Annotated in this window: 14 protein-coding genes; 4 read left to right on the forward strand and 10 right to left on the reverse strand. The window is 67.9% G+C overall.

Annotated features, from left to right (window positions below):
* Positions 1-22 precede the first annotated feature (22 nt).
* The 10 genes from flgK to flgB all read right to left on the reverse strand — a co-directional run bounded on the left by flgK (position 23) and on the right by flgB (position 9660).
* Entirely contained in the window at positions 23-1942 is a 1920-nt protein-coding gene (gene flgK / locus MKD50_RS18185; protein ID WP_252668073.1) for a flagellar hook-associated protein FlgK, read from the reverse strand.
* A gap of 329 nt (positions 1943-2271) precedes the next feature.
* Positions 2272-3327 (reverse strand): flagellar assembly peptidoglycan hydrolase FlgJ, encoded by a 1056-nt coding sequence (gene flgJ, locus MKD50_RS18190; RefSeq protein WP_252668074.1) that lies wholly within the window; start codon positions 3325-3327, stop codon positions 2272-2274.
* 2 nt (positions 3328-3329) lie between these two features.
* Positions 3330-4475 (reverse strand): flagellar basal body P-ring protein FlgI, encoded by a 1146-nt coding sequence (locus MKD50_RS18195; protein ID WP_305882075.1) that lies wholly within the window; start codon positions 4473-4475, stop codon positions 3330-3332.
* A gap of 7 nt (positions 4476-4482) precedes the next feature.
* Positions 4483-5181 carry a flagellar basal body L-ring protein FlgH gene (flgH, locus tag MKD50_RS18200; protein ID WP_115699521.1) on the reverse strand — a complete coding sequence of 233 codons (699 nt, stop codon included), beginning with the start codon at positions 5179-5181 and terminating at the stop codon, positions 4483-4485.
* Between the two features lie 11 nt (positions 5182-5192).
* On the reverse strand, positions 5193-5978 hold the full coding sequence (gene flgG, locus MKD50_RS18205) for a flagellar basal-body rod protein FlgG (protein ID WP_012355134.1): 786 nt from the start codon (positions 5976-5978) through the stop codon (positions 5193-5195).
* A gap of 61 nt (positions 5979-6039) precedes the next feature.
* Positions 6040-6783 (reverse strand): flagellar basal-body rod protein FlgF, encoded by a 744-nt coding sequence (flgF, locus tag MKD50_RS18210; protein WP_115682272.1) that lies wholly within the window; start codon positions 6781-6783, stop codon positions 6040-6042.
* A gap of 26 nt (positions 6784-6809) precedes the next feature.
* A complete protein-coding gene (flgE, locus tag MKD50_RS18215; protein WP_252668075.1) occupies positions 6810-8036 on the reverse strand; it encodes a flagellar hook protein FlgE in 1227 nt (408 codons plus the stop codon).
* Positions 8037-8105: 69 nt separating this feature from the next.
* A complete protein-coding gene (flgD, locus tag MKD50_RS18220; protein ID WP_240071493.1) occupies positions 8106-8771 on the reverse strand; it encodes a flagellar hook assembly protein FlgD in 666 nt (221 codons plus the stop codon).
* A 58-nt stretch (positions 8772-8829) separates the two neighbouring features.
* Positions 8830-9237 (reverse strand): flagellar basal body rod protein FlgC, encoded by a 408-nt coding sequence (flgC, locus tag MKD50_RS18225; protein WP_115699518.1) that lies wholly within the window; start codon positions 9235-9237, stop codon positions 8830-8832.
* A gap of 15 nt (positions 9238-9252) precedes the next feature.
* On the reverse strand, positions 9253-9660 hold the full coding sequence (gene flgB / locus MKD50_RS18230) for a flagellar basal body rod protein FlgB (RefSeq protein WP_112774630.1): 408 nt from the start codon (positions 9658-9660) through the stop codon (positions 9253-9255).
* 233 nt (positions 9661-9893) lie between these two features.
* Between flgB and flgA the strand changes: the two genes are divergently transcribed.
* From flgA to MKD50_RS18250, 4 genes are all read left to right on the forward strand, one after another.
* Entirely contained in the window at positions 9894-10664 is a 771-nt protein-coding gene (gene flgA, locus MKD50_RS18235; RefSeq protein ID WP_252668076.1) for a flagellar basal body P-ring formation chaperone FlgA, read from the forward strand.
* A gap of 163 nt (positions 10665-10827) precedes the next feature.
* Positions 10828-11139, forward strand: a complete 312-nt coding sequence (flgM, locus tag MKD50_RS18240) for a flagellar biosynthesis anti-sigma factor FlgM (protein ID WP_252668077.1) — start codon at positions 10828-10830, stop codon at positions 11137-11139.
* 5 nt (positions 11140-11144) lie between these two features.
* Positions 11145-11606, forward strand: coding sequence for a flagellar protein FlgN (locus tag MKD50_RS18245; RefSeq protein ID WP_252668078.1), 462 nt, complete (start codon positions 11145-11147; stop codon positions 11604-11606).
* 95 nt (positions 11607-11701) lie between these two features.
* Positions 11702-12307 (forward strand): type IV toxin-antitoxin system AbiEi family antitoxin domain-containing protein, encoded by a 606-nt coding sequence (locus MKD50_RS18250; RefSeq protein WP_256503768.1) that lies wholly within the window; start codon positions 11702-11704, stop codon positions 12305-12307.
* Positions 12308-12399 lie beyond the last annotated feature (92 nt).

Raw genomic sequence — 12399 nt, forward strand, 5'->3', positions numbered from 1 at the left:
CTGACGCGGGGTGGCGCGGCGCTTAGCGGCCGATGCCGATGATGGTGTCGAACAGCGTGCCGGCGGTCTGGATCACGCGCGCGTTGGCCTGGTACAGCTGCTGGAAGCGCAGCATCGACACGGTTTCCTCGTCCATGTTGACGCCGGACACCGACTGCTGCGCGGTCTTGATCTGGGTGGTGATGCTGTCCTGCGAAGCCGAGGCGATCTTGACCGACTTGGCGCGCGTGCCGACATCGTTGACCAGCTGCGCGTAGGCTTCGCTGAAGCTGGACACGCCGCCGATGGTCTTGGCGTTCTGCAGCTTGGCCAGCACCAGCATGTTGCCGTTGTCCTTCACCGCGCCGGCATTGCTGCCCAGCGTAAAGCTGTCGCCCGCGGCGGGCGTGCCGCCGAAGCTGAAGGTCAGGCCGTTGAGGGTGAAATCGGTATTGCTGCCGTTGGGCACGCCCACCGGCTGCGGCGCCATGGCCACGCCGCCGACCTTGAAGATGTAATTGGTGCCGTCGAACTCGGCGGTGATCTTGCCGGCCGGCGGGGTGAACCCGGGCGCCACCTTGCTCAGCGACGCGGTGGCGTTGCCCTTGTTGCCGGCAGTCGCCTCGATGTAGGCAGGCGATGCCGCCGCGATCTTGGCGGGATCGCTGATCGCCATGTCGAAGCCGGTGGCGGCGTTGCGGGTGGGCTGCACCGTGAACGAATCGTTGGTGCCCATCGCCGCATTGATCTCGACGGTAAAGCCGTCGGCGCTGAATTGCAGCGGGTAGGTGGCGCCGCCGGCGGGCACGGGCGTGACCACCTGCTGGTTGTCGGACAGGCGCGTCAGCGTGTAGTTGGTGCCGTCGAAGTGGAGCTTGTAGTCGCTGGTAGTCAGCGCCGACGCATTGCTGATGGTGGCGGTGGCTACCGTGGTCTTGACGGTGTTGTTGGCGTTGGGGATGGTGGTGGCGCCGCCCAGCTTGAACATGTCGGTGCCGGCGGCGCCGTTCAGGTCGATGCCGAGCTGGTGCTGCGCATTGAAGCTCGCGCCGATCGCCAGCGACAGTCGGCCGATCGCGCTTTGCGCCGGGTCCAGGGTTTCGGTACGGAACTGCAGCAGGCCACCCAGCGAGCCGCCGGTAAGCGCGCCCGGCTCGCTCTCGATCACGGCGCCGGAGGGCAGCGTGTAGGCCACCACGGTGCGGTTGGGGTCGGCCGCCGAGGCCACGGCCTTCAGTTCATAGGCGTCATTGCCCATCACCAGCGGCTGGCCGTTACCGACGAAGACGTTGTAGGTGCCGCTGTCCTGCACCACCACCTTGGCGCCGACCAGCTTGGTCAGCTCGGCCACGGCCTGGTCGCGCTGGTCGAGCAGGTCGTTGGGCGGCTGGCCGCCCGAGGCCGCTTTCAGGCGCGTGATTTCCTGGTTCAGGTTGGCAATCTGCTTGGTGTACGCGTTGACCTGCGTGACCGCGGTGCCGACCTGTTCGTTGACGCCGGCCTGCAGCTGCTTGAAGTAGTTGCTGGCCGAGCGCACCTGTCCCACCAGCGCCTGGCCCGCCGACAGCATGCCCTGGCGCGCGGCCGGATCGGCCGGGGTGTCGGCCACGGCCTGCACCGCGGCAAAGAACTTCTGCATCAGCGGCGCCAGGCCGCCCTTCTGGTCGGCGAGCAGGTTGTCGATCTGGCTGATCTGGTCCGAGTACATCGCCAGCGACGCGCTGGCCGAGGTGGCGCCGCGCAGCTGGCCGGTCAGGAACTCGTCATAGACGCGGATCACCGTGGTGGTGTTCGAGCCGAAGCCGTAGAAGCCCTGGCTGGTGTACTGGCCGCCGGCGGACGCGACGATGGTGTTCTGGCGCGAGTAGCCTTCGGTTGCCGAGTTGGCAAAGTTGTGGCCCGTCGTCGTCAGCGCGTTCTGCGCGGTGTTCAGGCCGGAGAGGCCAATACTGAAGAGAGACATGGTGCTCTGGTCCGGGATTGGTGGGACTGCCGCGGTGAGGGGCGGCGGGGTGGTATTGGGAAGTTATCGGCTAGCGGGGGGTGGGACTTTAGGCTGGGAATGAAACGGAACGCACTGCCGCTTGCGGTGCGGCGGTTTGCTCCCCTCTCCCGCTTGCGGGAGAGGGGCGGGGGTGAGGGCCGGCGGCGGCAATAGCGACGGCCTGCACTTCGTAGATGCTCCCGCCCTCACCCCAACCCTCTCCCGCAAGCGGGAGAGGGAGTACACAAGCGGGAATTTGAAACGCCGAGGCAAGGATGCGGCCGGCGGCTTCAAGCAAAGCTTTGACCCTAAGCCGCCACCTTCTTCATGATCTTCACCAGCTTGTGCCCGTACGCCGGATCCGTGGCATATCCCGCCCGCTGCAAACCATGCGCCGCGTCCTCGGCGCTGGCCGCGCTGACCACGCCCGCGTAGCGCGGGTTGCTGGTCAGCAGGCGCGCATAGTCGGCGCAAGCCTCGTCGTACGACCCATAGGCGCGGAACTTGGCGCGCACCTTCTGCGGCTGGCCGTCGATGTACTCGGTGGTGGTGATTTCCGCGACGCGGCCCTTCCAGCTGGGGCCGGCCTTGATGCCGAACACGTTGAACGTGGTCGACCCATCGGCGTGCGCAATTTCGCGCTGGCCCCAGCCGGATTCCAGCGCGGCCTGGCCGACGATCAGCCGTGCCGGCACGCCGCTGGCGCGGGCAGCGGCTTCGGCCGGGCCGGCCATGCGGGCGACGAAGGCGCTGACGTGCGCGGGCGCATCGTCGGGCAGCCGGCCGAGCCGGTCTTCGCCCTGGCCGTGGTCCGCGTAGGACTGCGGCTGGTACTGGCGCAGGCCCGCGGTGGGATTCCATTGCTGGCCCGCGACGATGGTGCCGATGGCGGGCAGGTCGGCCTGTTCGCCGGCGTCGGCGGGCATGGCGCCGGCGCCGCGGCTGTCGAGCAGCCTGGCCAGCTCGGCATCGGCGGCCTTGCCGGCCTCGGCCGGCGTCAGCGCGTTCATGCCGGCGGGCATCGCGGTGCCGGTGGCGCGCGCCAGCTGGCGCACCATCACGTCGGCCAGGCCGATGCCGCGCGACGACATCTGCTGCGCCAGCTGCTGGTCCATCATCGACAGGTAGAGCTTGCTCTGCTCGTTGTCGAACAGGCCGTCCTGCGGCGTGGCGTCGCGCATGCTCTTGAGCACCATCTGCGTGAACACCGCCTCGAACTGTTTGGCGACGGCGTGCAGCGTATTGGCGTCGGCGCCGCCGCGCGCGCTGTGCTTGAGCGCCTCGAAGCCCTGCGTGTCCAGCGCGAAGCGCTGGGTCAGGTCGGCGCCGGTCGCAGGCATCGCGCCACCGTTGATGCCGCTCATGGTCAGATCACTTCCAGTTCGGCGCGCAGCGCACCCGCCGCGCGCATCGCTTCCAGGATGGTCTGCAGGTCGGCCGGGGTCGCGCCCAGCGCGTTCAGCCCCTTGACCACGGCGGCCAGCGAAGCGCCCGCCTTGACGATCTGCAGCGAGCCGCCCTGCTGCCTCATGTCGATCTGCGACACTGGCGCCACCACGGTCTGCCCCTCGCTGAACGGCGCGGGCTGGCTGATCACCGGCTGCGTGTTGATGACCACCGACAGGTTGCCGTGCGCCACCGCGCAGTCTTCCACCGTCACCGCCTGGTTCATTACGATGGAGCCGGTGCGGGCGTTCAGGATTACCTTGGCCGCGGCCTTCGCCGGCGTCACGTCGATATTTTCGATGCGGGCCAGGAAACTCACGCGCGCCGCCGGCGACGCCGGCGCACGCACCTGCACCACGCGCCCGTCCAGCGCCGCGGCCACGCCACCGCCCATGTTGCGGTTGATGGCTTCGACCACGCGCTCGGCGGTGCTGAAATCCGTGTCCTTCAGTTCCAGGTTGAGCACGCCGCCATCGGGCTGGAACGGCGCGACCGCGCGTTCGACGATGGCGCCGTTGGCGATGCGGCCCACCGCCAGCTGGTTGATCTGCACCTTGCTGCCGTTGGCCGACGCGCCCGCGCCGCCCACCAGCATATTGCCCTGCGCGATCGCGTAGACCTGGCCGTCGGCCCCCTTGAGCGGCGTCATCAGCAGCGTGCCGCCACGCAGGCTCTTGGCATTGCCCATCGACGACACCACCACGTCGAGCTGGCTGCCGGGCTGCGCGAAGGCCGGCAGGGATGCGGTCACCATCACCGCCGCGACGTTCTTGAGCTGCATGTTCTTGCCGGCCGGCAGCGTGATCCCCAACTGCGAGAGCATGTTGGTCAGGCTCTGCGTGGTGAACGGCGTCTGCATGGTCTGGTCGCCGGTGTTGTCCAGCCCCACCACCAGGCCGTAACCGACCAGCGGGTTGTCGCGCACGCCCTGGAAGGTGGCCAGGTTCTTCAGGCGCTCGGCCTTGGCACCGGTGGCAAAGGCGCCGAAGGCCACGCCCAGCGCCAGGCTGACCATGGTCAGCCGCAGCAGGCGGGACAGGAAACGAGCGAGCATCTGGGCAGACATGGCGCGGTCAGAACGGAGAAACATTGAGGAAGAAGCGCTGCAGCCAGCCCATGTTCTGCGCTTCGTCGATCACGCCCTTGGCGGTGTATTCGATGCGCGCATCGGCGACCTGCGTCGACAGCACGGCGTTGTCGCCGGTGATGGTGCGGGGATTGACCACACCCGAGAAGCGGATGAACTCGGCGCCCTGGTTGATGGCCATCTGCTTTTCGCCGGAGACCACCAGGTTGCCGTTGGCCAGCACTTCCAGCACGGTCACGGTGATGGTGCCGTTAAAGGTGTTGGCCGCGCTGGCGCCGCCGCTGGCCTTCATGGTGTTGGCGCCGTTGATGTTGGCGTTCTGGCTGGTGCCGAACAGGCCGCCCAGCGCGCGCGGCACCGAGTCGAACGCCAGCGCGGCGTTGCCGCTGCGGCTGGTGTTGGTGCCGGAGTTCTTGCTGGCGTTGACGTTCTCGGTGATCAGGATGGTCAGGATGTCGCCCACGTTGCGCGGGCGGCGGTCCTCGAACAGCGGATTGCCGGCGTACGACGACTGATAGATCGAGCCGGATGCCGGGCCGATCGGGCGCGGCTCGGCGCGCGCCGTGGTCGGCATCTGCACCAGCGGCTCGCGCGGCATCAGCGCGCAACCGCTGGCGGCCAGCATTGCCACGCCGGCCAGGCAAACCAGCGCACGCGCGCCCAGGCGGGAAAGCAAGGTGGCCATGTTCACACCAGTCAACCCAGTTGCGCCAGGCGCTGCAGCATCTGGTCGGAGGCCTGCACCGCCTTGCTGTTGATCTCGTACGCGCGCTGGGTCTGGATCATGCTGACCAGTTCCTCGACCACGTTGACGTTGGACGCCTCGACATAGTTCTGCTGCACCACGCCCGCGCCGTTCAGGCCCGGCACGGTGGTGTTGGGCGCGCCCGAGGCATCGGTCTGCACGTACAGGTTCTCGCCCATGCTTTCCAGGCCGGCCGGGTTCATGAAAGTGGCCAGCTGCAGCTGGCCGACCTGCACGTTGGCGCTGGAGCCCGGCTGGGTCACCGACACCGTGCCGTCGCGGCCGATGGTCATCGACAGCGTGTTAGCCGGGATGGTGATGGCGGGCTGGATCACGAAGCCGCTGGACGTGACCAGCTGGCCGTTCTGGTCCACCTGGAACGAGCCGTCGCGGGTATAGGCGGTGGTGCCGTCGGGCAGCGCCACCTGGAAGAAGCCCTGGCCCAGGATCGCCACGTCCTTGGCATTGCCGGTCTGCTGCGGATTGCCCTGGGTGTGGATGCGCTCGGTCGCCACCGGGCGCACGCCGGTGCCCAGCTGCATGCCCGAGGGCAGCGTGGTCTGGTCCGACGACAGCGCACCGGGCTGGCGGATGGTCTGGTACATCAGTTCCTCGAACACCGCGCGGCCGCGCTTGAAGCCGTTGGTCGACACGTTGGCCAGGTTGTTCGAGATCACGTCCATCTGCGTCTGCTGCGCATCGAGGCCGGTCTTGGCAATCCAGAGAGAGCGGATCATGTGGGTCCTTGGTGGGTGCTGTGGGCCGGCACGACAACGCCGTGCCGGCCGGTCATTCGGTTCAGTTGGTCGAGAGCAGCTGGTTGGCGCGCTGCTCGTTGCCGTCGGCGCCCTGGATCATCTTCATCTGCATCTCGAAGCGGCGCGCATTGGCAATCATCTCGACCATGGCTTCGGTCGGGTTGACGTTGCTGCCTTCGAGCGCGCCCGAGATCACCCGCACGGTGGGGTCGGCCTCGAGCGGCTGCGCGCCGGGGCGCAGGCGGAACAGGCCGTCATCGCCGCGGGCGATGGCGTCGTTGGGCGGGTTGACCACGCGCAGCCGGCCCACCTGCGCCAGCCCGGCCGAGGCTTCGCCCGGGCCGCGCGCGGTGATGGTGCCGTCGGTGCCGATCGTCACCTGCGAGCCCGGCGGCACCGCCAGCGGACCGCCGTCGCCCATCACCGGCAGGCCGGAGAGGGTCTGCACCTGGCCGTCCTGCGCCACCTGCAGCGCGCCGGCGCGGGTATAGGCCTCGCTGCCGTCCGGCGCCTGCACCACCAGCCAGCCGTTGCCCTGCAGCGCCACGTCGAGCGCGCGGCCGGTGTAGGTCAGCGGCCCGGCGCGCATGTCGGCACCCGGCGTGGACGCCAGCGTAAAGGCGCGCGTGCCGGCCTCCGCCCCCACTACCGGCACCGCGCGGTACAGGTTGACCTGGGCGCGGAACGCCGGCGTCGAGACGTTGGCAAGGTTGTTCGATACCGCGGCTTGCTGGTCGAGTATCTGCTTGGCGCCCGACAGGGCGGTGTAGATCATGCGGTCCATGGCGGCGGCTCAGCTCAGCGTGGCGGTCACAGGTTGACCAGGGTCTGCATGACCGTGTCCTGCGCCTTGATGGTCTGCGCGTTGGCCTGGTAGTTGCGCTGGGCCACGATCAGGTTGACCAGCTGGCCGGACAGGTCCACGTTGGAGGCTTCCACCGCGTTCGAGCGCAGCGTGCCCAGGCTGCCGCCGGCCACGCCGAGCAGCGGCTGGCCGGACGCGCCGGTGGCGGACCACACGTTGTCGCCCTCGGGCTTCAGGCCTTCGACGTTGCCGAACGCGGCCATCACGATCTGGCCCAGCGGCTTGGTCTGCTCGTTGGAATAGTTGCCGGTGATGGTGCCGTCGCCGTTGACCGAGAAGCCCAGCAGGCTGCCCGAGGTATAGCCGTTCTGGCTCAGCTGCTTGACGTCGTTGTCGGCGCCGAACTGGGTGGTGCCGGTCAGGTCCAGGCGCATGGCCATGGCCTGGGCACCGTTGGCCGCCGGCTGGGTCAGCGTGACCGCGCCCGCGCCCGGCGCCTGCAGCGCGCCGGCGTTGTCGAACGACAGCGTGACCGGCGCGCCGCCCACGGTGTTGCCGTTGACGTCGGTGATGTACATCTGCCAGTCGGTGCCGCCCGGCACGGTGGGCGCAGCGCCCGACTTGGCGAAGTACGCCATCAGCTGCTGCTTGTTGCCCAGCGAGTCATAGACGTTGATCGCCGTGCTGTAGTTGAACATGTTGCTGGTCGGGGGCACGCCGGGCGCGCTGGCAAACGCCTGCGTCGGCACGGTGGCGCGCGAATCGAGCTGGAACTTGGCGGTGATGCTGCTGGTGGCGCGCGGCTCCATCTGCGCGTTGCTGATCACCAGCGGCTGCGGCTGCACGCCCGCGCCGCCGGCCACGCCGGCCGGATAGCCCGTCACCTGCAAGCCCTGCATATTGGTGATGCGGCCGTCTTCCTGGCGCTGGAACTGGCCGTTGCGCGAGTAGTAGACCGCGCCTTCCGGGCTGGTCATGCGGAAGAAGCCGTTGCCGTTGGTGATGGCCACGTCCAGGGACCGGCCCGAGGCCTCGATATTGCCCTGGTTGAACGACTGCACCACCGAGTTCACGCGCACGCCCAGGCCGATCTTGGTGCCCGCGTAGACGTCGGCGAACTGCGCGGCCGATTGCTTGTAGCCAACCGTGTTGGCGTTGGCGATGTTGTTGCCGATCACGTCCAGGTTGGACGCGGCGGCGTTCAGGCCGCTTACCCCTTGACCGAAACCCATGATTGCTTCCTTTTTATCTAGGCTATGGTTGAAGCCGGTTGGCGCCCCCGCGCTGCCGGCACCTGCGTATTAAAGAATGCGGCGCACGTCGTCGACGTTGGCGGTCTGGCCGTCGCCCAGGTCCACCAGCACGCCACTGGCATCGCCGCTGATGCTCTCGACCTTGCCGTACACCAGCGCCACCGGCTGCACCGAGGTGCCGTTGGCGGTGGCGCTCACCTTGAAGGTGTAGTCGCCGTCGGCCACCGCCACGCCGGCGTTGTTCTTGCCGTCCCACGCGATGTTGTGCACGCCCGCGGTCTGGCCCTTCATGTCGATGGTGCGCACCACGTTGCCGTCCTTGTCGAGCACGTCGACGGTGACCGCATCCGCGGTAGACGGCAGGTCCATGCCGATCTTGCCCGGCACGCCGCCTTCCACCGAGACCTGCTTGCCCGGCACCATCACGGTACGGCCGATCAGCGCCGCCGAATCCATCGCACGGCTGGCGCTGACCTGCCCCAGCAGCTGCGACAGCGTCGCGTTCATGGTCTGCATGCCGCTGACCGTGCTGATCTGCGCCAGCTGCGAGGTCAGCTGCGCGTTGTCCATCGGGTTGAGCGGATCCTGGTTGTTCATCTGCGTGACAAGCATGGTCAGGAAGTTGTTCTGCAGCTCGGACGCGCTGGCGCTGCCGCTCTTCAGCGCGTCGTTGATGCCTTGCGTGTTGCTGCCTACCGGCGGGGTGGTGGTCATGTCAGTTGCTTGTGTGCGAGGTGCGGATGGAGCCGTTGCCGTGATGGGCCGGCGCGTGTCACTGGCCGATCGTCAGCGTCTTGAGCATCATGTTCTTGGCGGTGTTGAGCACCTCCACGTTGGCCTGATAGGAGCGCGAGGCCGAGATCATGTTGACCATCTCCTCCACCGGGTTGACGTTGGGCATCACCACATAGCCCTGCGCATTGGCCATCGGATGCGTGGGGTTGTGCACCATGCGCGGGGGCGACGGATCCTCGCTCACGCCCTGTACCTGCACGCCGCCGATATCGGTCTGTCCCGGCGTGGGCGCCATGCCGAACACCACCTGCTTGGCGCGGTAGGCCTGGCCGTTCGGGCTGACCACGCTGTCGGCGTTGGCCAGGTTGGACGCGGTCACGTTCATGCGCTGCGACTGCGCGGCCATGGCCGAGCCCGCGACGTCGAAGATGTTCATTGCCGGCATGGGTTCGCTCCTGCGTTACTGCTGGATTGCCGCCAGCATGGTCTTGATCCTGGAATTCATCACCGTCAGGCCGGACTCGAAGTGCACGGCGTTGTCGGCAAAGGCCACGCGTTCGGTATCCATTTCCACGGTGTTGCCGTCCACGCTGGACTGCAGCGGGATGCGGTAGGCCAGGTCGAATTCCTCGCGCCCGGGCGCCTGCGCGGGCAGGTGGCGCACCGACGTGGTCGACAGCGACATGCCCTCGTTGCGGTGGCCGCGCTCCACGGTCTGCGCCAGCGTGCTGGAGAAATCAAAGTCGCGCGCCTTGTAGCCGGGCGTGTCCGCGTGCGCGATGTTCGAGGCAATCACCGACTGCCGCTGGTTGCGCAGGCTCAGCGCTTCCTGCTGGAAACGTAGCGCCGCATCAAGTCTGTCAATCATCTGGCAATCTCCCTGCTGACAAGACGCCCCATTAGCGGGGCGAACCGGGGTTCTTCAGGGTTGGCATCTTAGGCGGGGACCTGTCACGCCAATCGGATGAATAAGGACGGGAAATCCGCGCATTTCGGCCCGCCCGCGCGCGAAGCGCTGCCTACAATGGGCCCCGATGACAGATGTATACGGCGCGCGCAGCCAGTCACGGGGCCGTGCGCCGTCCTTGCCGGGAAGTCCAGATGAAACAGCATTGCCGCAACGCGCGCCGCCTGGCGCAAGCCGCTCTTGGCGCTTGCCTGCTGGGCGCTTGCCTGCCTGGCGCCATCGGCGCCGCGCCGGCGCAAGTAACGCCAGTGGCCATGCAGGCGCCGGCCGCGCACGGTGCAGCCAGCCCCTTCACCGAAGACCCCGCGCGGGTCGCCGTCGAACGCTTCCTGCAGCAGCAGACCGCCGGCCTGCCGGGCAAGGTCAGCGTGCAGGTGGCACCGCCGTCAGGCGGGCGCGCGCCCGAATGCATCGCGCCCGATCCGTTCCTGCCCGCCGGCGCTTCGCCGTGGGGACGCGTCTCGGTAGGCGTGCGCTGCGGCGGCGAGCGGCCCTGGGTGCGCTACATGCAGGCGCGCGTCTCGGTGCTGACCGACTATTACGTGGCCGCGCGCGCGCTGGGCCCGGGCGAGCCGGTTGGCCAGGCCGATGTCGAAATCCGCCAGGGTGACCTCGGCGCGCTGCCGCGCGCGGTGATCACCGATCCGGCGCAGCTTGCCGGGGCCGTCACCGCCAACCGCATCGCCGCCGGCTCGCCGCTGCGCACCGACCTGCTGCGCAAGGCCATCGCCGTGCGCCAAGGCCAGACCGTCACCGTGGCGGTCGAGGGCGAGGCCTTCCAGATCACCAGCGAAGGCAAGGTGCTGGCCGACGCCGCCACCGGCAATACCGTGCAAGTACGGCTGCGCAACGGCCAGGTGGTCAATGGCCTGGTGCGCAGCGGCGACACCGTGGTGCTGCAATGAGCGTGCGCCAGGTGCTGTAATCGTGGCTGAATTGACTGGAATCCCGGGGCAGGCGGCGTGCGAAAATGCCGCCGCAGCCGCCGTGCAGCGAATCCGGGCCAGGCGCCCTAAAGAATTCGCCGGCGCGTCCGTAATGCCATAGGAAACCAGCAAGGATCGCCCCGTGAAGATCAACCACTCCACCTCGTCCCGGCCCGCCGACGCCGCCGCTGGCGACGCCGCCCGGCCCCATGCCGCCCCGGCCGCCGCCGCAGCGGCCACGCCGTCGGCCGGCCTGAGCGTCAGCCCGCTGGCCGCCCAGGTGCGCGACATCAGCACCCGCCTGGCCCAGCCGGCTGACGACGATATCGATACCGCCAAGGTCGAAGAGATCCGCCAGGCCATTGCCGAAGGCCGGATCCGCATCGACCCGGGCAAGATTGCCGATGGCCTGCTCGCCACCCTGCGCGAGCTCGGCCAGGCCGACCCCAGATAGCCATCATGAGCCAGAGCCTGATCCAGTCCCTGCAGCGCGAAACCGAAGGCATCCAGGCCTTCGGCCAACTCCTCGCCGAAGAGCGCGACGCCCTCAAGCGGGGCAACTTCCAGTCCCTCAGCGGGCTGCTGACGCGCAAGGTCGAACTGGGCCAGGCTTTGTCCCGCCAGCTCAAGGCCCGCGAAGCCCAGATGGGCGCGCTGGGCCTGCGCGCGGGCCCAGAAGGCCAGTTGCTCGGCCGCCAGGTCGAACCGGCCGTGGCCGATGCCTGGCGCGGGCTGATCTTTGCGGCCCGCACCGCGCGTGACGCCAATGCGCTCAACGGGGCGGTGGTGGACGCCCATCTCGACTTCACCCGTGAAGCCATCCAGGCGCTGCGCCAGCATAGTGGCGGGGATGCGGGGTTGTATGGGAAGGATGGGAAGGCGGCGGCGGGCGTGGGTGGGGTTAGTCTGGCGGCGGGGTAAGCACGTCTCACACCGCAGGCCTGCGGTCACAAAAATGTTCCATTTTTTCGTCACTTGTTTGAAACCAACGAAAAAACGGAACATACTGTGCCGTCATGCCGCACAACCGCCAAACTCAACGCGTCCTTGACCTGGCCTCCAGGAAAGGCATGCTGCGTCCCGCCGATCTCGACAACATCGAAGTCCCGCGGGTCATCCTGAGCCGCATGGTCGGCGCCGGGCTGCTCGAAAGAATCGATCGGGGCATCTACCGGCTGTCGAATGATCCACGCTCGGAGCACGAGGGCCTTGCCGCCATTGCCACCCGGGTGCCGCAAGCTGTCTTCTGCCTGCTGACAGCGCTCCAGTTCCATGGCCTGACCACGCAACTTCCGGGCGAAGTCTGGATTGCGATGCCGCGAGGCAGCCATGCGCCAAGAATCGATTTCCCACCGATCAAGATGATCCAGGTTGCCGACGACATCTTCTCGGCAGGCATTGACGTGGTCGAGCGCGACGGAATTCCGCTGCGGGTCTATAGCGTCGCCCGAACGGTTGCAGATTGCTTCAAGCACCGCAACAAGGTAGGCCTCGACGTGGCACTGGAAGCCCTCAGGGATGCGCGCGCACAGCAGAAGGCATCGGCGGACGACCTCTGGCGCTATGCCAAGCTTTGCCGTGTCGCCAACGTCATGCGTCCGTATCTAGAGGCTGTCGAATGATCAGCGACCTCGCCGAATCGGTGCGCGCGCCCTCACCGCAGCCCTCTTCCGCGAGCGGGAGAGGGAGAACACAAGCGGGAATCGGAATGCTC

Source organism: Cupriavidus mimosae (assembly GCF_023952485.1).
Taxonomy (GTDB): Bacteria; Pseudomonadota; Gammaproteobacteria; order Burkholderiales; family Burkholderiaceae; genus Cupriavidus; species Cupriavidus taiwanensis_C.